Below are 21,048 nucleotides of genomic sequence, written 5' to 3' on the forward strand. Positions count from 1 at the left end.
CCCAGGACCTGGGCACAAGGTCCCGGTCCCCTCAGTCACCCAGCGAGCGCCCCGCCACCCGTGCCAGATGCCGGCCGAAGACCTCCCGGGCCTCGGGTGTCAGGGTCCGCAGGGCCACCATCGCCGTGATCACCACGTCGCACAGCTCCGCCTCCACGTCGTCCCAGGTGTGGGTGACGCCCTTCCTCGGGTTCTGGCCGATCGCGCCGATCACCGCCTCGGCGACCTCACCGACCTCCTCCGACAGCTTCAGCATGCGCAGCAGCAGGCCCTCCCGGCCGCCGACGGGCTGGTCCGCCTCCAGCCACTTCCACAGCTCGTCGATCGTGCTCCACAGGTCGGCTCGCCCGCCGTCAGGATGGTCGCTCATGGGGAGCAGCGTGCCATGGTCCCGGCTGCCGGGCCGTCACTCGAACAGCGGCTCCTGGTGCCCCTCCGCCGCCCTGCGCAGCCGCCTGTTCCGCGCCCCCACGACGACCGTCGTGGCCGCCGCCGTCACCGCGAGGGCGGCGGGGACCATCCAGTTCCGGTTGACCGCGTGGCCGAGGGCGTGGTCCAGGGAGAGGCGGCCGGGGCCCGAGACGGCGAGGCCGGCGGCGGTCAGGCCGAGGGAGACGGCGTACTCGTAGCCGCCGGCCTGGGCGAAGAAGCCGTTCGGGGCGTGCACCGCCGCGGCGCCCACCATCGCGCCGGCCGCCGCCGCGCCCGCGGCCGGAGTGGCCAGGCCCAGTGCCAGCAGCGTCCCGCCGCCCGCCTCGGCGAGGCCCGCCGCGGTGGCGCTGGCCCGTCCCGGCGCGTAGCCCATGGCCTCCATCGCCCGGCCGGTCTCCCCGATGCCCCCGCCGCCGAACCAGCCGAGCAGCTTCTGCGTACCGTGCGCGGCCAGGACACCGCCGGCGCCCAGACGGAGCAGCAGCAACCCCACGTCACGCCGGTCACAGCACTTCACTTCGACTCCTCGCGGGCAGCGGCGGCTCATCTGCCCACCGTCTCCCGTCGGCGGCGTCCGGGCCCGTCACCGGGCGCCGTTCGGGTGGTGGCGGGCGGGTGGCGGACGGCGGGCCCGGTGGCGGGCTCGGTGGCGGGCCCGGTGGCGGGGGTGCGGAGCCGGTGTGACGCTGCGGCCATGACCATTCAGACCACGCGACTCAGCGACCCGGCCGTCCGCGCCTTCGTCGCCGCCGTCAACGCCCACGACCGCGAGGCCTTCCTCGCGCTGCTCGCGCCGGACGCCACCATGGCCGACGACGGAGACGACCGGAACCTCGACCAGTGGATCGACCAGGAGATCTTCTCCTCCAACGGTCACCTGGAGGTCGACAACGAGTCGAACGGCGGTCGCGCCCTCATCGCCCGCTACCGCAACGACACCTGGGGCGAGATGCGGACCCGGTGGGACTTCACCGTGGACGAGGAGGGCCGGATCGCCCGCTTCGAGACCGGGCAGGCGTAACCGGGAAAACGGTGCGGCAGCCGTTCCGTCCACCGGTGCGCCGGTGGACGGAACGGCTGCCGCCTCCCCCCTCGGTGTGGCCATGGAGCGCCGCCGAGGCGCCTCGTGGAGGAGCCTTGCGGAGATGCCTTGTGGAAGGCCGGCGCTTCAAGTGTGAAGTTCTGGTGAAGGAGATTTGAGCATACGTCCTCCACCGGCCGCAATACCGTGGACCTTGAAATTCCGATTGTGTGACTCGTCGGGTGCCGCGCGGCGTGCGCTCAGCCGCGCCCCACGTACGGCATCGCCGTCGCCATGATCGTCGCGAACTGCACGTTGGCCTCCAGGGGGAGTTCGGCCATGTGCCGCACCGTGCGCGCCACGTCGGCGACGTCCATCACGGGCTCGGGTGCCGTCTCCCCGTTGGCCTGGAGCGCGCCGGTCTGCATGCCGGCCGTCATGTCGGTCGCCGCGTTGCCGATGTCGATCTGGCCGACCGCGATGCCGTAGGGACGGCCGTCCAGCGACAGCGACTTCGTCAGGCCGGTCAGCGCGTGCTTGGTCGCCGTGTACGCCACCGAGTGCGGGCGCGGCGTGTGGGCCGAGATCGAACCGTTGTTGATGATCCGGCCGCCCTGCGGGTCCTGCTCCTTCATCTGCCGGTACGCCGCCTGCGCGCACAGGAACGCCCCGTTGAGGTTGGTGTCCACCACGTGCCGCCAGGCCTCGTAGGGCAGTTCCTCGACCGGCACGCCGCCGGGGCCGAACGTCCCGGCGTTGTTGAACAGCAGGTCCAGTCGCCCGAACCGGTCGCGCACGGCGCCGAACAGGGCCGCCACGTCCTCGGGGCGGGACACGTCGGCGCGGACGGTGAGCGGTGTGCCGCCGCCCGCGGGTGCCGCCGCGGCCGTCTGCGCCAGGGGCTCCGGGCGGCGGCCGGCCAACGCCACCGACCAGCCGGCGGCGAGCAGTTCGACGGCGACCGCCCGGCCGATGCCGGAACCGGCGCCCGTGACGACGGCGACCTTCCGTGCGCCGGTGCTTTCCTCGTCGCTGGTTTTCACGGTGTTCATGAGTCCGCAGCGTACGGGTCGCGGAACATCCCGAACTCATCCGTCCGACACGCGATCGCCATGTCCGCGCCAAGCTCGGGTCGCTCCCGGCCCTTCGAATTCCCCTTGCAACCACCGCAAGGGGAGGAACGGATGACACCCGCGAACCACCAGGCCCCGACCCCGGTCCCGGCCCAGTCGCAGTCCTCGCACGCGCCCGAACTCCGCGCCGCCGCCCGCAGTCTGGGGCGCCGCCGCTTCCTGACCGTCACCGGCGCCGCCGCCGCGCTCGCCTTCTCCGTGAACCTGCCGGCCGCCGGCACCGCGAGCGCCGCCGAGCTGGACGCCGCGCAGCTGACCGCCGACCCCTTCACGCTCGGCGTCGCCTCGGGCGACCCGCAGCCCGGCTCGGTGCTGCTGTGGACGCGCCTGGCCCCGGTCCCGTACCAGGCCGACAGCGGACTGCCCGCCAAACGCGTCGAGGTGAGCTGGGAGGTGGCCCTGGACGAACGGTTCCGCCGCGTAGTCAGAAGGGGCCGGGCCACCGCCCACCCCGAGTTCCACCACACCGTGCACGTCGAGGTCGACCACCTCGCGCCCGGCCACGTCTACTACTACCGCTTCCGCGCCGGCCGCTACGTCAGCGAGGCCGGCCGCACCCGCACCGCCCCCGCGCAGCACAGCCGGGTCTCCGACCTCACCTTCGGCCTCGTCTCCTGCCAGAAGTACGACGAGGGGTACTACACCGCGTACAAGCACCTGGCGCAGGAGGACGTGGACGTCGTCTTCCACCTCGGCGACTACCTCTACGAGTACGCCGTGAACGCCACCGGCGGCTCCCGCGCCTACCCCGCGGGCACCGTGCCCGCCCACTTCAACCACGAGACGGTGACGCTGGAGGACTACCGCCTGCGGTACGCCCTCTACAAGTCGGACCCCGACCTGCGGGCCGCGCACGCCGCGCACCCCTTCGTCGTCACCTGGGACGACCACGAGACCGAGAACAACTACGCCGACGAGACCCCGGAGAACAGCGTCCCACCGGAGGAGTTCCTCATCCGCCGGGCCGCCGCCTACCGCGCCTACTGGGAGAACATGCCGCTGCGGCGCCCGCAGTTGCCCGACGGCCCGGACCTGAAGCTCTACCGCCGCCTGCACTGGGGGCGGCTCGCCCAGTTCGACGTCCTCGACACCCGGCAGTACCGCTCCAACCAGGCGTACGGCGACGGCTGGCAGTTCCCCGGGCCCGAGTCCGAGGACCCGGGCCGCACGCTCACCGGCGACGCCCAGGAGCGCTGGCTGATCAACGGCTGGCACCGGTCGAACGCCCTGTGGAACGTGGTGCCCCAGCAGGTCACCTTCGCCCAGCGCTACAACATGACCAGCACGCCGTCCAAGGTCTCCATGGACTCCTGGGACGGCTACCCGGCCTCCCGCGAGCGGGTCCTGGCCGGCGCGCAGGCCGCCGGGATCGAGAACCTCATGGTCCTCACCGGCGACGTGCACGTCTCCTACGGCTTCGACATCAAGCGGGACTTCTCCGACCCCGGCTCCCGGACCGTCGGCACGGAGATCGTCACCACCTCGATCACCAGCGGCCGCGACGGCTCGGCGAAGCCGTCCAACTGGGACACCCTCATGACCGCCAACCCGCACCTGAAGTTCTTCAACGGGTTGCGCGGCTACGCGACGGTGTCCCTGGGGCGCCAGTCGGCGCGCACCGACTTCAAGACGGTGTCCCACGTCAGCACCGAGGGTGCGGCGCTCACGACCGCCGGGTCCTTCGTGACGGAGGCGGGGGAGCCGGGGCTCAAGCCGGTGTGACGACCGGCTCCGTCGTGTCTCCGGGTTCCCCTGTTCGTTCCGTTCCTTCCGTTCCTGCTGTTTCTTCCGTTCCTTCCGTTCCTTCCGTTTCTCCCGGGTAGCGGACGCCGACGCGGTCCCGGATCGCGTCGAGCGTCCGCATCACGGCCAGCGTGCCGTCGAGGGGGACCAGCGGTGACTCGGTCTCCCCGGCGCGCAGGGCCCGCATCACCTCCTCGGCCTCGTGCCGCAGGCTCTCGCGGGGGCCGTCGGCCGGGTCGGCCCGGAACTCCTGCGGGTCCCGGCCGGTGCGGTGCAGCACGAAGTGGTCCGGGAAGAAGAAGCCGTTCGGGACGTCGATGCGGCCCTCGGAGCCGGTGATCGAGGCGGAGTTGGGCGTACCGCCGGTGATGGAGCAGTGCACGGAGGCGAGAGCGCCGCTCTCGTAGGAGAGCAGTGCTCCGGTCTGGAGATCGACGCCCTCTTCGGAGAGCACTGCTCGCGCCGCGACGTCCGACGGCTCGCCGAGCAGGAGCTGCGCGAACGACACCGGGTACACCCCCAGGTCCAGCAGCGCGCCGCCGCCCTGCGCGGGGTCGCGGAGCCGGTGCGCGGGCGGGAAGGGGCCCGCGAGGCCGAAGTCCGCCTGGAGGCTGCGGACCTCGCCGATCGCGCCGTCGGCGACCAGTGTCTTCAGGCGGCGCACCAGCGGGTTGCAGTACATCCACATCGCTTCCATGAGGAAGACGTTCTTCGCACGGGCGAGCGCGACCAGTTCCGCCGCCTCGCGCGCGTTCAGGGTGAACGGCTTCTCGCACAGCACGTTCCGGCCCGCCTCCAGGCACAGGCCGGCCGCGGTCCGGTGCGCCGAGTGCGGGGTCGCGACGTACACCACGTCGACGTCCTCGTCCCGCGCCAGCGCCTCCCATCCGCCGTACGCCCGCGGTATCCCGAACCGCTCGGCGAACGCCTTCGCCGACGCCTCCGTCCGCGAGGCCACCGCCACGACCTCCGCGTCCGGCAGATCGACCAGATCCGCCGCGAACCTCGCCGCCATCCCGCCGGTCGCGAGAATCCCCCAGCGCACCTTCTGCCCGGTCACCGCTGACACCCTGCCCCACCCTCGCTCAGGTCTATTCGTCGTTCGTCGTTCGTCGTTCGTCGTGCGTCGCTCGTGCGGCGCTCGTGCGTTGTTCGAGTTTGTTCGTTCAACTGCGTACGAGCTGAGAGCATAGGTGGCGGATCTGTAGAAGAGGGAGGGGCACATCACATGCCCGAGCGCGGGCCGTCCACGTACATGCCGCAAACGTCTCAGTCGTCCCAGTCGCCACCCATACCGCGAACACCGCCCGCCGCCCGGCGTATCAGCCTTCTCGTCACCCTCATCCTCGGCAGCCTGACCGCCACGCCGCCGCTGGCGATGGACATGTACCTCCCCGCGCTCCCGGAGGTCACCCGGTCCCTGGGCGCACCGGCCGCCACCGTGCAGCTCACGCTCACCGCCTGCCTGGCCGGCATGGCCCTCGGGCAGATCGTGGTCGGACCGATGAGCGACAAGTGGGGGCGGCGTCGCCCGCTGCTGGCCGGTCTCGCCGTCTACGTCGTCGCCACCGCGCTGTGCGCCGTCGCGCCGAACGTGGAACTCCTCGTCGCCTTCCGGCTGGTCCAGGGACTCGCGGGCGCCGCCGGGATCGTCATCTCCCGGGCCGTCGTACGCGACCTGTACGACGGCGTGGCCATGGCCCGCTTCTTCTCCACCCTCATGCTGATCTCCGGCGTCGCGCCGGTCGTGGCGCCGCTCATCGGCGGGCAGATCCTGCGCGTGACGGACTGGCGGGGCGTGTTCGTCGTCCTCGTGGTGGTCGGGGTGGTGCTGGGCGTCGTCGTCTGGGCCCGGCTGCCGGAGACACTACCCGTCGAGGAGCGGCACGCGGGCGGTGTCGGCGACACCCTGCGCGCGATGCGCGGCCTGCTCGCGGACCGGGCCTTCACCGGGTACATGCTCGTGGGCGGCTTCGCCTTCGCCTCGCTGTTCGCCTACGTGGCGGCGTCGCCGTTCGTCATGCAGGAGATCTACGGGGCGTCCGCGCAGACGTTCAGCCTGCTGTTCGGCCTCAACTCGATCGGCCTCGTGGTGGTCGGGCAGATCAACGGCAAGATCCTCGTCGGGCGGGCCAGGCTGGACCGGGTGCTCGGCCTCGGCCTCGTCATCGTGATCGCCGCCGCGACCGTGCTGCTGCTGATGTCCCTGGACGTCTTCGGCGAGGTCGGGCTCGGGCCGGTCGCCGCCGTGCTGTTCGTGCTGATGTCGGCGATGGGCATCAGCCTGCCCAACACCCAGGCGCTCGCGCTGATGCGGGTCAAGACGTCCGCCGGCTCCGCCTCCGCGCTGCTCGGCACCTCCTCCTTCCTCATCGGCGCGGTCGCCTCCCCGCTGGTCGGGATCGCGGGGGAGGACACCGCCGTACCGATGGCCGTGGTGCAGTTGGTGGCCGCGGTGGTGGCGCTCGGCTTCCTCGTGACCCTGTGCCGGCGGCCCTCGGCCGGGGGTGGCCTCGCCGGGCCGGGGGCCGGTGGGGGAGCCGGTGGGGGAGCCGGTGAGAGCGAAGGCAAGGGAGCGGACAACTGAGCGCTCCGAGACTGCGCGCCGACACCCCGGAGCGGGCCGGACTCGACCCCGGGGAGCTCCGTCGGGTCGTCGCCGGGGTGCACGACCTCACTGCCGGCGAACGACCCTGGGCGGCGGGCGCCGTCGTGGCCGTCGGGCGCGGGCCCGTGCTCGCCGTCGAGGAGGCGGCGGGCTGGGCCGTGCGCTACGCCTCCCACGACCCGCGCGCCGGCACGGACGTGGAGCTGCCGACGGACTCGTGGGTGCCGGCGACCGTGGACACGCCGTTCGACCTCGCCTCGCTGACGAAGCTGTTCACCGCGGTCGCCGCCGTGCAGCAGATCGAGCGCGGCACGCTCGGCATCGACGCGGAGGTCGGCGCCTACCTGCCGGACTTCCACGCCGCGGCGCGGCACGGGATCACCGTACGGCAGTTGCTCACCCACACCTCCGGGCTGCGGCCCGAACTCCCGCTGTACGACTGCGCCGACGACGAGGAACGGCTGCGGCGGCTGCGGGCGGAGCCGCCGGTGGGGGTGCCGGGCACGTACTGCTACTCGGACCTGAACATGCTGCTCCTGCAACAGGTGCTGGAGCGCATTACCGGGCGGGGTCTTGACGTCCTCGTCCGGGACGGGATCACCCGGCCGCTGGGGATGGCGGCGACGCGCTTCGGGCCGTGTCCGGGGGCGGCGGCCACGGAGGACCAGCGGCGGCCGTGGGCCAAGGCGAACCGGGGGATGCTGCGCGGGGTCGTGCACGACGAGAACGCGTGGGCGCTGGGCGGGGTGGCCGGGCACGCGGGGCTGTTCTCGACGGGGCGGGACCTCGCGGTTTTCTGCCGGACGCTGCTCGCGGGGGGCTCCCACGGGCCGGCGCGGATCCTCGGGCCGGACTTCGTGGATCTGCTGCTCGCCGAACCGGGGCTGGGCTTCGCCCTCGACCAGCCGTGGTTCATGGGGGAGCTGGCGGGGCGGGGGGCGGCCGGGCACACCGGGTTCACCGGGACGATGCTGGTCCTCGACCGGACGACGGACACGTTCGCGGTGCTCCTCGCCAACACGGTCCACCCACGCCGCCGCGCACCGGACAACGCGCCGCGCGCGGCGCTGTGTACGGGGGTAGCACGGGCGGTGCGGGTCTGACCCGACGCGTGCGGGTGCCTCCGGCGGTTGAGCGGGGTGCGTGCGGCGTGTGTGGGGGGTGGTGGGGGTGCGCGCTATGCCTGCGGCGCCTGTGCGGGTTCGGTGGGGGTGCGCGGTTCGCGGTGCGTCCGGTGGGTGGGTCGGGGCCGCGCCGGGGGGGTGTTCGTCCTCGGAACGGCGCGGAATCGGTTGGCCACGGATCTTCCCGGCGTTGACGCGCCAACCGCTGCGGGCGAACACCCCCCGACACGACCCCTTCCCGCCGTACGCGGCTTTCCCGCCGCGTCACCATCCGCCCCCGCAACCGCGGGCAATCGTGCCGCTGGGGCGGCACGGGTGGGCGCGGCGGCACCCCGGCAGCGCCGGGCCACGCGACCCACCCCCGCGCCCGCACCCACGCCGGGTGCGAGGGGAACGCCGGGCCGCGCGACCCACCCCCGCGCCCGCGCTCACCCGGGGTGCCAAGGGAACGCCGGACCGCACGCCCCCCACGGAGTGCCTCGTACAATCGCCGGGTGAACCACCCCGCCGCCCCCGCCGACGCCCTGCGCGCCGCTCTCGCCGACCTCGTCGACGGGTTGCCGCCCCGGCAGGCCGCGCAGGCCGTGGAGCGGCTGATCGCCAACTACCGCGGGGACACCCCCACCGACGCCCCCATCCTGCGCGACCGCGCCGACGTCGTCGCGTACGCCGCCTACCGCATGCCCGCCACCTTCGCCGCGGTGCGCTCGGCGCTGCACGCGTTCGCCGCGGCCGTGCCGGGATGGGTGCCCGACAGCCACGTGGACGTGGGCGGCGGGACCGGCGCCGCGACCTGGGCGGTCAGCGACACCTGGGGCGGGACGCGTCCGGTGACCGTGCTCGACTGGGCCGAACCCGCACTCGCCCTCGGCCGGGAGATCGCCGCATCGCTGCCCGCGCTGCGCGAGACCCGCTGGCGGCGTGCGCGGATCGGAGCGGCGCTCGACCTCGGGAGCGCTGATCTCGTCACGGTGTCCTACGTACTCAACGAGCTGACCGGTTCCGACCGCGCCGCCCTCGTCGACGCCGCCGCCGGCGCCGCGCGCGCCGTCGTGATCGTCGAGGCCGGCACGCCCGCCGGGTACGCCCGCGTCATCGAGGCCCGCGACCGGCTGATCGCCGCCGGGTTCCGGGTCGCCGCGCCCTGCCCGCACAGTGCCGCCTGCCCCATCGTGCCCGGCACGGACTGGTGCCACTTCGCGGCGCGCGTCAGCCGGTCCAGTCTGCACCGGCAGGTCAAGAGCGGGTCCCTCGCGTACGAGGACGAGAAGTTCAGCTACGTCGCCGCCACCCGGCTCCCCGCCGAGCCCGCCGCCTCCCGCGTGGTCCGGCGTCCGCAGATCCGCAAGGGACAGGTGCTGCTCGACCTCTGCGAGCCCGACGAGCAGCTTCGGCGGCGTACGGTCACCAAGCGGCACGGCGACCTGTACAAGGCGGCCCGCGACGCGGCCTGGGGCGACTCCTGGCCGCCGGGGGAGGACTGAGGAAGAAGTGGAACGTGACGTGCACCGCGCCCTGCGGATCGTGATCGCCGAGGACGATCCGCTGCTGCGCGAGGGGCTCGCCCTGCTGCTGCGTGCCGAGGGCCTGGACGTGGTGGCCACCGCGGACACCGCCGAGTCGGTGCTCGCCGCCATCGACGAGCACGAGCCCGACGTGGCCATCCTGGACGTGCGCATGCCGCCCACCCATACGGATGAAGGGGTCCGCGCGGCCGTCGAGGCGCGGCGGCGGCGCCCCGGACTCGCCGTCCTGGTGCTGTCCGCGTACGTGGAGCAGTCCTTCGCCACCGACCTGCTGACCGGAGGAGTGGGCGGTCTGGGGTACCTGCTCAAGGAGCGCGTCGGGCGGGTCGAGGAGTTCATGGCCGCGCTCGGGCGGGTCGCGGGCGGCGGTACCGCCATCGACCCGGAGGTCGTCGCCCAGTTGTTCACCCGGACCCGGCAGGACACCCGTCTCGAACGTCTCAGCCCGCGGGAGCGGGAGGTGCTCGGGCTGATGGCCGAGGGCCTGGGCAACAGCGCCATCGCCGGGCGGCTCGTGGTCACCGACGGCGCCGTCCACAAGCACATCCGCAGCATCTTCGCCAAGCTCGACCTGTCCCCGGCCGACCAGGTCGACCGGCGGGTGGCGGCCGTCCTGCACTATCTGGAGAACGCGCGGGCGCCGCGCCACTGAGCGGCCCGGCCCACGCGCGGCGAGACGGTCCGTCTTGTCGACCTGGTAGCTTCGGAGCATGGCCACCATTCGGAAGTCCGCCCGCACCACGACCGCCGCCCCCGAGCGGCCGCACCCCGACGCCACCCGGCGCAGCCAGCGGTCCCGCCAGGCCATCTACGACGCCGCCCTCGCCCTGGTCGGCGAGGTCGGCTACCCGAAGACCACCATCGAGGGCATCGCCGCCCGCGCCGGCGTCGGCAAGCAGACGATCTACCGGTGGTGGTCCTCGAAGGCGGAGGTCCTGCTGGAGGCCTTCCTCGACCTCGGGGAACAGGCCGTGCACGCGCAGGGGCAGGACGCGCCCTACGCCATCCCGGACACCGGCGACATCGCCGCCGACCTCAAGGCCGTACTGCGCGCCACCGTCGACCAGCTGTACGACCCGAAGTTCGAGGCGCCGTCCCGCGCCCTGGCCGCGGAGGGGCTCGTCAACGAACAGCTCGGCCGGGAGTTCGTGGCCAAGCTCCTGGAGCCGTCGCTCCAGCTCCACGTCGACCGTCTGCGGGCCGCCCAGGCGGCCGGACAGGTGCGGCCGGAGATCGACCCGCGCATCGCGCTGGAACTCTTCGTCTCACCGCTCGCCCAGCGCTGGCTCCAGCACACCGCACCGGTCTCCTACGCCTACACCGACACCCTCGTCGACTACGCGCTGCACGGGCTCGCCCCGCGCTGACCAAAGAAGCCTGACCAGGGAAGTTTGTCCCTTCGCGACCCCGAAGCGCTGAATGGTGCGACGATAGGGCATGCTGGAGCGCACGACGGCGAGGCAAGGGGATAGATGAGCGCGGAGTTCGGCGGTCGGAGCGGTCTACAGGGCAAACTCTCCTCGTGGCTGCGCGGACGCCGGCCCAAGGAGGTCGCCGGAGACGGCGGCCGGGAGGATCTGCTGCTCGCCGCCGCCGGTGCCGGACTGCCCCTGGCGCCCGCCGCGCACCCCGCCGGATACCGTTGCTCCTGCGACCGCGTGGGCTGCCCCACCCCTGCCCGGCACCCGGTGTCGTTCGCCTGGCAGACGCAGTCCACCACCGACCGCGCCCAGGTCGAGCGCTGGGCCCGGCACCAGCCCGAGGCCAACTTCATCACCGCGACCGGCATGGTGCACGACGTGCTCGACGTGCCGCTGGAGGCCGGCCGGGAGGCGGTGGAGCGGCTGCTCGACGCCGGTGTCGAGGTCGGGCCGGTCGCCGAGAGCGACGACGGGCGCATGCTGCTGTTCACCCTCACCCGGGGCACCCCCGAGGACGAGGACGAGTGGTGGCCCTGCGAGCTGGACTGCCACCCCGAGACCATGGACGAGCACCCCGGACTGCGCTGGCACTGCCGCGGTTCCTATGTGCTGGTACCGCCGGCCCGGCTCCCCGGCGAGGACCGGACCGTGCACTGGGTGCGCGGCCCCGAGCACCCGCTGCCGGATCCGCTGACCCTGCTGGAGACCCTCACCGACGCCTGCGCCCGGCATGCCGGTACGGAGAGCGAGCACGAGGGAGCCTCCTGGCCGCTGCGCCGCTGAGCGTCCGGGCGGGCGCGGGTACCGCTACTCGCCCTTGCCCGACGTCAGGCCCTGGACCCGGCCCAGTACCGACACCTGTCCGTCCGCCGGGTCGAGCGCGACCTCGTTGGAGACGAACTCCATCGTCAGCGACTGCTTGATCTCGCCGTCCGTCAGCGCCAGCACGTCCTTGTTCGGCGTCGGCACGGACGCGCCCCGTGCCGCGGTCTGCTTCTCGAAGTGCCGGCTGGTGAAGAACACCAGCGCGCCGCCGTCCTTCGTGCGCAGCGCCAGCGGAGCGTAGTCGCCGTTCGCCAGCGGCTCGTCGATGTACTGCGTGACCAGGCCGGGGCGGGTCGACCGCTTCTCGCGCAGTGCGCGCCAGGAGCTGGTGTGCACACCGTCCGCGAACGTCTTGCCGCCGCCTTGCAGATACGTCGTGTAGTCCTTGCTCAGGTCGGCCGGCGGGACGCTCACGTCGGTGGAGTTCGCGGGCACGGCCTCGGCCCAGCCGTCCTGGTCGGTCTTGAACTCGGGCACCTTGCCGGGCGCGACCAGCGTCAGGTACGCCGCCTCCCAGGTCTCCTCCAGGCCGTCCCGGGTGAAGACCAGCAACCAGCGTGCCGTGCCGCCCTTGTTGGCCTCGGTGTCCGCGACGAACCAGCGCGGCCAGCCCGCCTTCTTCGGGATCGTGAACTTCGCGTCGGTCAGCTCCAGCGGCTCGTGCGCCGGATTGCCGTCCGGGTGGTTGGCCGCGCCCGCCTTCAGCCGCGCCGAGTCGATCGCGGCGAGGGCGCCGGTGGTGTGGTCGGCGTCCAGGGAGGCGTCGTACGCCTTGTCGGCCGCGTTGTACGCGGTGGTGAACTGCTCCAGCGCCTTCGCGGCCTCGGCCCGGGTGGCCGAGGGGAGCACCTCGCGCTCACCGTGCACCACCACGCAGCCGCTCGCCGTCAGCGACAAAGCGGTCGCCGAGGCGGATATGAGCGCGTACTTCCCAAGCCTGCGGGGCCTTCGAGGGCCGCGATCCTGGCGCATCAGGTTCCTTCACCTTCCCCTTCCCGGAGGCGAACCCTACCGGGGCGAGGAGGCGGGCGAGCGTCGGGACCGGGTACAGCGGCCACACCGTGACCTCACGTCAGGGCTCGCGGCGCGGGACGACCAGGAGCGCGCCCGTGCGGGGGTGCGGGAACACCTCCACCGGCTGGTCGTAGACCTCGGACAGGAGCCCCTCGGCGAACACCTCCGCCGGCGGGCCGTCGGCCGCGATCCGGCCCGCACGCAGGACCGCCACCCGGTCCGCGTACGCCGCCGCCAGCGCGAGGTCGTGCAGGACGACGACCACCGCGTCCCCGGCCCGCGCCCGCTCCCGGCACAAGCGGAGCACGAGCTCCTGGTGCCTGAGATCCAGGGCCGCGGTCGGCTCGTCGAGCAGCAGGAGGGGGGCGCGTTGGGCGAGGACCCGGGCGAGGGCCACGCGGGCCCGTTCGCCACCGCTGAGCGCGGAGAACGGCCGTTCCGCGAAGCCGGCCACCTCCGTGCGGGCCATCGCCTCCGCCACGGCCGCGTCGTCCTCCGCCTCCCGGTCGCCGCCCGCCCAGGGCGCCCGGCCCATCCGCACCACCTCCGCCACCGCGAACGGGAAGGACAGCGACGCCGACTGGGGCAGCACCGCGCGGCGCAGCGCCAGTTCGTGCGCGGACCAGTCCGCCACCGGGCGGCCGTGCACGCGTACGACGCCCCCGGCGGCCGGGACGTCGGCGGCCAGCGCGCCCAACAGCGTCGACTTGCCCGCCCCGTTGGGGCCGACCAGGGCGAGCACCTCGCCGGCGCGGACGTCCACGTCCACCCCGTCGAGGACCGGCCGCCCGCCGAGGTGCACGCGCAGCCCCTCGGCCGCGGCGAGGACGTCGCCCGGCGCGGCCGGGGGCGGCGGCACCGGACGGGACGGCACGAGCCGCGGCAGCTTCACCCTTCTCATGCCCAGCCTCCCTGCCTGCGCCGGGTGCGGCGCAGCAGCCAGAAGAAGAACGGACTGCCCAGCAGCGCCGTCAGCACCCCGAGCGGCAGTTCGGCCGGCTCCGCGACCGTGCGGGCGGCCAGGTCGGCGGCGAGCAGGACCAGCGCGCCGAGCAGCGCGCTGCCCGGGATCAGGAACCGGTGGCCCGGCCCGGCCGCCATCCGCAGCAGGTGCGGGACGACGAGTCCGACGAAGCCGATGACACCGGCCACGCTCACCGCCGCCGCGGTCAGCAGGGCGATCACCAGGACCAGGACGATCCGCAGCCGCTCCACGTCCACGCCCAGGTGGCGGGCCGGGCGTTCGCCGAGGGCGAGGAGGTCGAGGCGACGGGCGTACAGCGGGGCGAGCCCGAGGCCGAGCGCCGCGCACGGCAGGACCGCCAGCACCTTCGGCCAGGTCGCCTGGGCGAGCGAGCCCAGCTGCCAGAAGGTGATCTGGTTGACCGCCGCGGTGTCCGCGAAGAACAGGAACAGGCCGATCAGCGCGCCCGCGAAGGCGTTCACCGCGATGCCCGTGAGGATCAGGGTCACGACCTCCGTACGGCCGCCCGAACGGGACATCGCGTAGACGACCAGGACGGTGATCAGGCCGGAGACGAAGGCGAAGACGGACACCGTCCAGGTGCCGAGGAAGTTCAGGCCGAACGCGATGGCGGCGACCGCGCCGACCGCCGCGCCCGAGGAGACGCCGATGACGCCCGGCTCGGCCAGCGGGTTGCCGAACACGCCCTGCATGAGCGCCCCGGCGCACCCGAGCGAGGCGCCGACCAGCAGGGCCAGCACGATCCTGGGGAACCGCACGTTCCACAGCACCGACTCGGCCACCCGGTCCAGCTCCGTGCCGCCGAGCCCCGTCCGGTGCAGCAGCGAGCCGAGTACGTCGCCGACCGGGATCGGGTAGGCGCCGGTGCCGGCCGCGACCGGGACGAGGACCAGCAGACCGGCGGCGAGGGCGGCGGTCAGCAGCCAGGCGGTGGTGCGCCGGGACCGGGGGGCGGCGGGGTCCGCGGGCGCCTGGGCGCGGACCGGCTTGTCCAGGACGGTCACTCGGCGCCGTCCTCGCCGTACAGCTGCGCCACGACCGACTTCAGCACCTGGTCGGTGCGCGGGCCGTAGTTGAGCAGTACGCCGTCCTCGACGGAGACGATCCGGCGGTCCATCCCGGCCGGGGTCTGGGCGACGCCGGGGATCTTCACCAGCCCGTCGACGCCGCCGACCGATTCGAGTCCCTTGCTCATCACGAGGATCGCGTCCGGCGCGGCCTTGACCAGGGCCTCGCTGGTGATGGCGGTGAAGTCCTTGCCGAGTCCCGAGGCGGCCCCGGCGTCCACCGCCCCGGCCGCCTCGATCAGCGAACCGGCGCCGGAGTCCTTGCCGCCGATGAGGTAGACGGAGGCCGAGCCGCGCAGGTAGAGGAAGGCGACCCGCGGCTCCTCCCGGTGCGGAACGCCCTTGCGCACGGCCTCGATCCGCTGCTCCGAGCGCCGGGTCAGCTCCTTCCCGGCCGCCGGTACGCCGAGGGCGCCGGCGACCGCCCGGATGCGCGGGCCCACGTCGTCCAGGCCCCCCGCCGCCTCGACGAAGAGCACCGGGACCCCGGCGGCGCGGATCTGATCCACCGCCTCCTCGGGGCCCGAGGTGGTCTCGGCGAGCACCAGGTCGGGCCTGAGCGACAGCACGCTCTCGGCGGAGACGTCGTGGCCCCGGGTCACCACCGGGAGCTTCGCCGCCTGTTCGAAGGTGGCGGTGACGTCCCGGGCGACGACCCGGTCGCCGAGCCCGAGGGTGAAGACGATCTCGCTGAGGCTGCCGGAGAGGGGGACGATCCGCTCGGCGGCCTGCACCGTCACCCGCTCGCCGTCGGCGGAGGGGACGGTGACCGGGAGTCGGGGTTCGGGTCCTGGCGCGAGCGGCTCGACGCGGTTCGCGACGGACGCCCCGGCGGGGGAGGACGTCGAGCCCCCGCCGCCGGGCGCGGCCTCGGAGGAGCCTCCGCATCCGGTCGCGGTCAGGGACAGGGCGAGCACGGACAGCAGTGCTCCCGCCAGTCGGTTGCGCAAGCGTCGCACGGTGGTCCGTTCCTCTCCTCGGGCCGCGGACGAGCGGCCGGTGCCGGTCGACTAGAGCTTAGGTTAGCCTTACCTTTGTTTGCTACCGGCCCCCCGATCCGGAGGACTTCGCATGCCCGCCCGCCTTCGCGCCCTGGTCACCGTGGTGTGCGCGGCCGTTCTCGGCGCCCTGCTGTCCGTGACCGCCGCCCACGCCGAGAGCCGGACCGTGCAGGGCGGACGGCTCGACTGGGGCATCAAGTCCTCGTTCCAGAGCTATGTCACCGGGCCCATAGCGAAGGGGAGTTACTCCCTGAACGGGGGTGCGGCCACGGTCGGCGGCAGCACCTTCCGCTTCCATTCGGCGACCGGCACCTACGACGCCGCCACCGGCGCCTTCCGCGCCGCCTTCACGGGCGGCGTGCACTTCCTCGGCCATCGCACGAGCGCCGGCACCCACCAGCTCGACCTCACCCTCAGCCGTCCCACCGTGAGCGTCTCCGGCTCCACCGGCACGCTCCACGTGGACGTCGTCAGCAGGGCGAAGGACACCGGGGCGGTCACGACGTCCCGTCAGGTGCCCTTCGCCTCCCTCTCCCTCGGCGGCATCGACATGCGGGGCGGCGGTTCCACCGTGGCCCTGAACAACGTGCCCGCCACCCTCACCGCCGAGGGCGCCCGCTCCTTCGCCGGCTACTACACCGCGGGCACCGCGCTCGACCCGGTGAGCCTGTCCGCCGACGTCGAGGCGTCCGCGCCGCGGCAGGAGAAGCAGCCGTCCGGCACCCCCTCCCCGTCCGCCGCGTCGCCGAAGCCCGCGAAGACGTCCGGCGGCGCCGTCCAGGACGGTGCCGTCGACTGGGGGGTGCGCCGCACCTTCCGCGAGTACGTCACCGGCGACATCGCCGACGGCGAGTGGACCCTGTCCGCGGGTGCCCAGGACGGCGGCGCGCTCTTCCGCTTCCCCGGCGGCGAGGGGACGTACGCGGACGGCGACCTCACCGCCGCCTTCCAGGGCACCGTGCGCTTCACCGGCGCCCACGGCCTCGACCTGAGCCTCGGCAACGTGCGGGCCGTCGTCGAGAACGGCACGGGCACGCTGTACGCCGACGTGGCGAGCCCGGACGTCGAGGAGAAGAAGGTGCCCCTGGTCACCTTCACCGCGGGCGGCCTGAAGCCGGCCGGCGGCCTGGTGAAGGTCACCGAGGCCCCCGCGAAGCTCACCGCGCGCGGCGCGCGGGCCTTCGGCGGCATGTACCGGGCGGGCACCGAGATGGACCCGGTCTCCCTGGCCGTCGCCCTCACCGCCGACGCGCGCCTGCCCGCCCTGCCCGACCTGGGCAGCGCGCCCACGCCGAGTGCGAGCCCGCAGCCCGAGAAGACCGGCGCCGACACCTCCGCCGCCCCGGTGGCGAGCACCACCGACGACGGCGACTTCCCCGCACTTCCCGTCTCCCTCGCGGCCGGCGCCCTGCTGCTGGCGGCCGCGGCCCTCGTGGCCGTCGCCCTCCGCAGGCGCCGCGCCCGGCCCGCCGCGTCCCCCGGCACCCCGGCGGACCATGCCCCGGACCAGGGCTGAACACCCCCGACACCCAAGGAGAACCGAGCCATGCCCGTCAGACGACGCCGCTCCACCGCACTCGCCGCCGCCGTGGCCACGGCCGCCGCCCTCGGCGCGACCGCCCTCGCCACGCTGGGCGGGGCCACCAGCGCCTCGGCGGCCGAATCCCCGCTCGCCGACTACGAGCTGACCTGGGGCATCAAGCAGTCCTACCGGACGTACGTCGGCATGTTCGGCAGCTTCACCGCCTCCGAGGGGGCCACCCAGGCCGCGGGCAACGGCGCCTTCACCTTCACCGACGGCACCGGGACCTACGACACCTCGGCGCACACCGTCGACCTCGCCTTCCGGGGCAAGCTGGTGAGCGCCTCCGCCGCGCACCACTTCGAAGTCACGCTCACCGACGTGCGCTTCGACAGCGGCGCCGGTGAGATCACCGCCGACGTGACCACGGTCGACACCTCCGGCGCGACGCCCACCAAGAAGGGCGACGACGTGCCGCTCGCCAAGGTCGCCGTGACCCGCGCGATGACCGACATGGCGACGACTCTTACCACCGAGGCGGGCGAGTACCTCGGCAGCGCGGGCTATGCGGGCGCGGCCGGTGACCCGCTGACGGTGGTCAAGAAGACGCCGCCGACCACGGAGCCCAGCACCGGTCCCACGACCGGGCCGAGCACCGGTCCCACCACCGGGCCGAGCACCGGGCCCAGCACCGAGCCCGGTGGGGAGCCCTCCGAGGAGCCGAGCACCGGCCCGGCCGACCCGGAACCGACCGGCCCGCAGACCACGCCCGGCACCCAGGACCCGAGCCCCACGGCGAGCACGGGCGCCTCGCCCTCGGCGTCCACCGGCACGGCCCCCGCCAAGGGCGCGATCGCCGACGGCACCCTCGGCTGGGGGGTGAAGGAATCCTTCCGCGCGTACGTCGTCGGCACCATCGCCAAGGGCCGGGTCACCGTCTCGGGCGGCGCCACCCAGGCCGCCGGGAACGGCGCGTTCACCTTCAAGGACGCCACCGGCACCTACGACACGGACGCCGACAAGCTGACCGCCACCTTCAAGGGCGCCGTCAACTTCAAGGGCCACGCGTCGGGCGGCACCTACGGCCTCGACCTGACCCTGAGCAACCTCAAGGCCACCCTCGACGGCGGCAGCGGCACCCTCACCGCCGACGTGAACAGCCTCGGCACGCGGACCGAGGGCGTGGTCCTGGCCGACCTCGAGGCCGCATCCGGCGACCTGAAGGCCGACAAGGACGTCATCACGGTCGACGGCATCGCCGCCACCGTCACCGACGCCGGCGCGAAGGTCTTCGGCAACTACCCGGCCGGCACGGCCCTGGACCCGGTCGACCTGTCGGTGGCGCTCAGCGACGACGCCCGACTGCCGGACGGCGGGGGCACGGGCACGTCCGGCGGCGCGGGCGGCACCGGCGGCGCGACCACCGGCGGCGCCGGGGGCACCGGCGGTACGCGTTCGACCGTCGGCGGTACCGGAACGACCACCGGCGGTTCGATCGGCGGCGGCAGCCTCGCCTCCACCGGTTCGGACATACCCGGCCCGGCCCTGGGCGCGGCGGCCGGTGTCGCGGTCGCGGTCGGCGCGGGTGCGGTGTACGCGGCGCGCAGGCGGCGTACGCGGGCGTAATCCCGCAGCGGGCCGGGGCGGTTCGCCGCCGCTGCGTTTCGTCCGGGCCGCCCGGTACGGCGGACCGCCGACGCGGTCGCCGAGGGGCGCCCGGACGCGTTCGCCCCCCTCCCGTACGACGCAGCCCCCACCCCGCTCCGGCCGCCCGCGGACGATGCTTGAATGCGTCGGTGACCGACTACGACGTACTGCGCGTCTTCTGCGCTCCGAACGGCGGATACGGCAACGAACTCGGCGTCGTCCGGGAGGGTTCCGTGCTGCCGGAGCCGGAGCGGCGGCAGGAGCTGGCCGCCAAGCTGGGCTTCAGCGAGACCGTGTTCGTCGACGACCCCGAGCGCGGCGTCGTCGACATCTACACGCCCACCCTGCGGCTGCCCTTCGCCGGACACCCCTGCGTCGGCGCCGCCTGGCTGCTCGACGTGCCCGAACTCGTCACCCCGGCCGGGGTGGTGGGCGCCCGGCTGGACGGGGAGTTCAGCTGGATCGAGGCCCGCCCCGAGTGGGCCCCGCCGCGCACCCTGCGCCAGTACGCCACCGTCGCCGAGGTCGATGACCTGGCCGTGCCGCCGAAAGGGGAGTGGATCTACGCCTGGGCGTGGGAGGACGAGGCGGCGGGACGGGTGCGCGCCCGTGCGTTCCCCGGCCGCGACGACGGCATCGACGAGGACGAGGCCACCGGCGCGGCGGCGCTGCTGCTGACCGGACGGCTGGGCCGCGCCCTCAACATCACCCAGGGGGTCGGCTCCCAGATCCTCACCGCCCCGCAGCCCGAGGGCTGGGTCGAGATCGGCGGCCGGGTGCGCCTGGAGCGGTGACGGGAGTGCCGTACCACGCCTCCGTACGGGTGGAACAGCGTGTGCGCGCGACGGCGAGGGGGGACCACTGGGCCTGACCGCTCAGTCTCCCCGAGAGGAAACCCATGCGCATCCGCTCCGCCCTCGCCACGGTCCTGCTGACCGCCGCCATGACCGCCGGTGGTGCCGCGACCGCCACCGCCTTCGACGGCCCCATGCACGGTGACGAGGACGCCACGTGCAGCCCGTACTTCGGCGCCATCACCACGGACAGCACCGGCGACCTGTACTTCGGCGGCATCAACTGCCGCAGCGACGACTACGACATCGACAACTGAGTCGGTCCTGCCGTTCGCTCTTTCGGTCCCCCTCGGCCCAGGCGGCCGAGGGGGACCGGTGCGTCCGCGGGCATCGCGGGCATCGCGGGGGGGCGTCGCTCACGCGGAGAGCGGGAACTCCTCGCCCAGCGCCCGGAAGACCGCCGTGTTCAGCGCGAAGGCGCGCTTGCACTCGGCGACGATCCGCTGCTTCTCCAGGTCGTCCGCGCGGATGCCGTCCAGCAGCTCGCGGTACTCCCGCTTGAAGGCGGCCGGGTTGGAGATCTCCTCGAAGACGTAGAAGCGGACCCCGTCGCCCTTCCGGGCGAAGCCCCACGTCCGCTCGGCCTTGTCTCGGATGATCTGACCCCCCGACAGGTCGCCGAGGTAGCGCGTGTAGTGGTGGGCGACGTACCCCGCCGGCCAGTCCTCGGCGCACTCGCGCACCCGGGCCGCGTACGCCTCGGTGGCGGGCAGGGCGGTCAGCCCCGTGCGCCAGCCGTCCCCGCGCAGGTGCGCCAGGTCCCGCTCCAGCGAGGCCAGCCGGAGCAGCTCCGGCCGGACGAACGGCCCGGCCACCGGGTCCGCCGCCAGCCCTCCGGCGGCGGTCTCCAGGGCTTCGTAGACGAACCACAGCTGCTCGGTGTAGCGCGCGTACGCGTCCACGCCGAGCCGGCCCCCGAGCAGGTCGCTCATGAAGGTGGAGGTCTCCGCCTCCACGTGCTGCTCGTGGGACGCCGTGCGGATGAGGGTCGAGAAGGAGTCCATGGGCGCGATTTTCTATGGTTAGGCTTACCTAAGTCAATAGGTTGCCGACGGCCTGTCGGCAAAAGCCTACCCACTGGGACGCGAAACGGCCCGCCCTCCGGGGAGAGCGGGCCGTCCAGGG

At 73.7% G+C, this 21,048-nt stretch carries 21 protein-coding genes and 1 pseudogene; 12 read left to right on the top strand and 10 right to left on the bottom strand.

The genetic code is table 11. The features are described from left to right. Nucleotides 1–31: 31 nt before the first annotated feature. Nucleotides 32–370: a MazG-like family protein gene (locus tag B9W62_RS27535; protein ID WP_087809675.1), complete on the bottom strand. Its 339-nt coding sequence runs from the start codon at nt 368–370 to the stop codon at nt 32–34. A 36-nt stretch (nt 371–406) separates the two neighbouring features. Then, nucleotides 407–949 (bottom strand): DoxX family protein, encoded by a 543-nt coding sequence (locus B9W62_RS27540; protein WP_087809676.1) that lies wholly within the window; start codon nt 947–949, stop codon nt 407–409. Nucleotides 950–1,126: 177 nt separating this feature from the next. Between B9W62_RS27540 and B9W62_RS27545 the strand changes: the two genes are divergently transcribed. Continuing rightward, a complete protein-coding gene (locus B9W62_RS27545) occupies nt 1,127–1,453 on the top strand; it encodes a nuclear transport factor 2-like protein (protein ID WP_087809677.1) in 327 nt (108 codons plus the stop codon). A gap of 260 nt (nt 1,454–1,713) precedes the next feature. Here B9W62_RS27545 and B9W62_RS27550 read toward each other — a convergent pair whose 3' ends face one another. Next, nucleotides 1,714–2,505, bottom strand: a complete 792-nt coding sequence (locus B9W62_RS27550; RefSeq protein ID WP_087809678.1) for an SDR family oxidoreductase — start codon at nt 2,503–2,505, stop codon at nt 1,714–1,716. Nucleotides 2,506–2,637: 132 nt separating this feature from the next. Here B9W62_RS27550 and B9W62_RS27555 point away from each other — a divergent pair, with 132 nt between their 5' ends. Further along, nucleotides 2,638–4,308, top strand: a complete 1,671-nt coding sequence (locus B9W62_RS27555) for an alkaline phosphatase D family protein (RefSeq protein ID WP_087809679.1) — start codon at nt 2,638–2,640, stop codon at nt 4,306–4,308. On the opposite strand, the gene B9W62_RS27560 is transcribed toward B9W62_RS27555, so the two are convergent. Then, nucleotides 4,295–5,389, bottom strand: a complete 1,095-nt coding sequence (locus B9W62_RS27560; protein ID WP_256976613.1) for a Gfo/Idh/MocA family protein — start codon at nt 5,387–5,389, stop codon at nt 4,295–4,297. The two genes, B9W62_RS27555 and B9W62_RS27560, sit on opposite strands and share 14 nt — an antisense overlap. 168 nt (nt 5,390–5,557) lie before the next feature. On the opposite strand from B9W62_RS27560, the gene B9W62_RS27565 reads away from it, so the two are divergent. From B9W62_RS27565 to B9W62_RS27595, 6 genes are all read left to right on the top strand, one after another. Next, nucleotides 5,558–6,916 carry a multidrug effflux MFS transporter gene (locus tag B9W62_RS27565; protein WP_256976614.1) on the top strand — a complete coding sequence of 453 codons (1,359 nt, stop codon included), beginning with the start codon at nt 5,558–5,560 and terminating at the stop codon, nt 6,914–6,916. A gap of 77 nt (nt 6,917–6,993) precedes the next feature. Continuing rightward, nucleotides 6,994–8,040 (top strand): serine hydrolase domain-containing protein, encoded by a 1,047-nt coding sequence (locus B9W62_RS27570; protein ID WP_087809681.1) that lies wholly within the window; start codon nt 6,994–6,996, stop codon nt 8,038–8,040. A gap of 515 nt (nt 8,041–8,555) precedes the next feature. Next, nucleotides 8,556–9,545, top strand: a complete 990-nt coding sequence (locus B9W62_RS27580) for a small ribosomal subunit Rsm22 family protein (protein ID WP_087809682.1) — start codon at nt 8,556–8,558, stop codon at nt 9,543–9,545. 31 nt (nt 9,546–9,576) lie between these two features. Continuing rightward, nucleotides 9,577–10,239, top strand: coding sequence for a response regulator transcription factor (locus B9W62_RS27585; protein WP_179236132.1), 663 nt, complete (start codon nt 9,577–9,579; stop codon nt 10,237–10,239). Nucleotides 10,240–10,297: 58 nt separating this feature from the next. Next, nucleotides 10,298–10,954: a TetR/AcrR family transcriptional regulator gene (locus B9W62_RS27590; protein WP_087809684.1), complete on the top strand. Its 657-nt coding sequence runs from the start codon at nt 10,298–10,300 to the stop codon at nt 10,952–10,954. A 105-nt stretch (nt 10,955–11,059) separates the two neighbouring features. Beyond that, entirely contained in the window at nt 11,060–11,791 is a 732-nt protein-coding gene (locus B9W62_RS27595; RefSeq protein ID WP_087809685.1) for a bifunctional DNA primase/polymerase, read from the top strand. Nucleotides 11,792–11,815: 24 nt separating this feature from the next. Here B9W62_RS27595 and B9W62_RS27600 read toward each other — a convergent pair whose 3' ends face one another. From B9W62_RS27600 to B9W62_RS27620, 5 genes and pseudogenes are all read right to left on the bottom strand, one after another. After that, nucleotides 11,816–12,805 (bottom strand): SCO2278 family lipoprotein, encoded by a 990-nt coding sequence (locus tag B9W62_RS27600; protein ID WP_179235704.1) that lies wholly within the window; start codon nt 12,803–12,805, stop codon nt 11,816–11,818. Next, nucleotides 12,768–12,902 (bottom strand): annotated as a pseudogene (locus tag B9W62_RS41260) (iron transporter); the annotation flags it as partial. The gene B9W62_RS27600 and the pseudogene B9W62_RS41260, both read right to left, overlap by 38 nt. Nucleotides 12,903–12,905: 3 nt before the next feature. Then, nucleotides 12,906–13,748 carry a heme ABC transporter ATP-binding protein gene (locus B9W62_RS27610; protein ID WP_087809687.1) on the bottom strand — a complete coding sequence of 281 codons (843 nt, stop codon included), beginning with the start codon at nt 13,746–13,748 and terminating at the stop codon, nt 12,906–12,908. Further along, complete coding sequence (locus tag B9W62_RS27615) at nt 13,745–14,836, bottom strand: FecCD family ABC transporter permease (RefSeq protein ID WP_087809688.1); 1,092 nt, start codon at nt 14,834–14,836, stop codon at nt 13,745–13,747. Before B9W62_RS27615 ends, B9W62_RS27610 begins: the two co-directional genes overlap by 4 nt. After that, the gene (locus B9W62_RS27620; protein ID WP_087809689.1) at nt 14,833–15,858 is read right to left on the bottom strand and encodes a heme/hemin ABC transporter substrate-binding protein; all 1,026 of its coding nucleotides are present in this window, start codon (nt 15,856–15,858) and stop codon (nt 14,833–14,835) included. Before B9W62_RS27620 ends, B9W62_RS27615 begins: the two co-directional genes overlap by 4 nt. A gap of 112 nt (nt 15,859–15,970) precedes the next feature. On the opposite strand from B9W62_RS27620, the gene B9W62_RS27625 reads away from it, so the two are divergent. The 4 genes from B9W62_RS27625 to B9W62_RS27640 all read left to right on the top strand — a co-directional run bounded on the left by B9W62_RS27625 (nt 15,971) and on the right by B9W62_RS27640 (nt 20,180). Beyond that, nucleotides 15,971–17,416 (top strand): HtaA domain-containing protein, encoded by a 1,446-nt coding sequence (locus tag B9W62_RS27625; RefSeq protein WP_087809690.1) that lies wholly within the window; start codon nt 15,971–15,973, stop codon nt 17,414–17,416. Between the two features lie 30 nt (nt 17,417–17,446). Further along, the gene (locus tag B9W62_RS27630; protein WP_087809691.1) at nt 17,447–19,048 is read left to right on the top strand and encodes an HtaA domain-containing protein; all 1,602 of its coding nucleotides are present in this window, start codon (nt 17,447–17,449) and stop codon (nt 19,046–19,048) included. A gap of 170 nt (nt 19,049–19,218) precedes the next feature. Continuing rightward, entirely contained in the window at nt 19,219–19,863 is a 645-nt protein-coding gene (locus B9W62_RS27635) for a PhzF family phenazine biosynthesis protein (RefSeq protein WP_087809692.1), read from the top strand. Between the two features lie 104 nt (nt 19,864–19,967). Continuing rightward, entirely contained in the window at nt 19,968–20,180 is a 213-nt protein-coding gene (locus B9W62_RS27640; protein WP_087809693.1) for a hypothetical protein, read from the top strand. Between the two features lie 99 nt (nt 20,181–20,279). Here B9W62_RS27640 and B9W62_RS27645 read toward each other — a convergent pair whose 3' ends face one another. Next, entirely contained in the window at nt 20,280–20,927 is a 648-nt protein-coding gene (locus B9W62_RS27645) for a biliverdin-producing heme oxygenase (protein ID WP_087809694.1), read from the bottom strand. Between the last annotated feature and the right edge of the window lie 121 nt (nt 20,928–21,048).

It is taken from the genome of Streptomyces sp. CS113, from assembly GCF_002188365.1.
In the GTDB taxonomy this organism is placed as follows: Bacteria; Actinomycetota; Actinomycetes; order Streptomycetales; family Streptomycetaceae; genus Streptomyces; species Streptomyces tendae.

Coding starts and splice junctions, on each gene's coding strand:
- B9W62_RS27630 (WP_087809691.1), top strand. CDS start 17,447: ATGCCCGTCAGACGACGCCGCTCCACCGCACTCGCCGCCGCCGTGGCC.
- B9W62_RS27590 (WP_087809684.1), top strand. CDS start 10,298: ATGGCCACCATTCGGAAGTCCGCCCGCACCACGACCGCCGCCCCCGAG.
- B9W62_RS27555 (WP_087809679.1), top strand. CDS start 2,638: ATGACACCCGCGAACCACCAGGCCCCGACCCCGGTCCCGGCCCAGTCG.
- B9W62_RS27545 (WP_087809677.1), top strand. CDS start 1,127: ATGACCATTCAGACCACGCGACTCAGCGACCCGGCCGTCCGCGCCTTC.
- B9W62_RS27565 (WP_256976614.1), top strand. CDS start 5,558: ATGCCCGAGCGCGGGCCGTCCACGTACATGCCGCAAACGTCTCAGTCG.
- B9W62_RS27610 (WP_087809687.1), bottom strand. CDS start 13,748: ATGAGAAGGGTGAAGCTGCCGCGGCTCGTGCCGTCCCGTCCGGTGCCG.
- B9W62_RS27595 (WP_087809685.1), top strand. CDS start 11,060: ATGAGCGCGGAGTTCGGCGGTCGGAGCGGTCTACAGGGCAAACTCTCC.
- B9W62_RS27550 (WP_087809678.1), bottom strand. CDS start 2,505: ATGAACACCGTGAAAACCAGCGACGAGGAAAGCACCGGCGCACGGAAG.
- B9W62_RS27645 (WP_087809694.1), bottom strand. CDS start 20,927: ATGGACTCCTTCTCGACCCTCATCCGCACGGCGTCCCACGAGCAGCAC.
- B9W62_RS27535 (WP_087809675.1), bottom strand. CDS start 370: ATGAGCGACCATCCTGACGGCGGGCGAGCCGACCTGTGGAGCACGATC.
- B9W62_RS27640 (WP_087809693.1), top strand. CDS start 19,968: ATGCGCATCCGCTCCGCCCTCGCCACGGTCCTGCTGACCGCCGCCATG.
- B9W62_RS27600 (WP_179235704.1), bottom strand. CDS start 12,805: ATGCGCCAGGATCGCGGCCCTCGAAGGCCCCGCAGGCTTGGGAAGTAC.
- B9W62_RS27625 (WP_087809690.1), top strand. CDS start 15,971: ATGCCCGCCCGCCTTCGCGCCCTGGTCACCGTGGTGTGCGCGGCCGTT.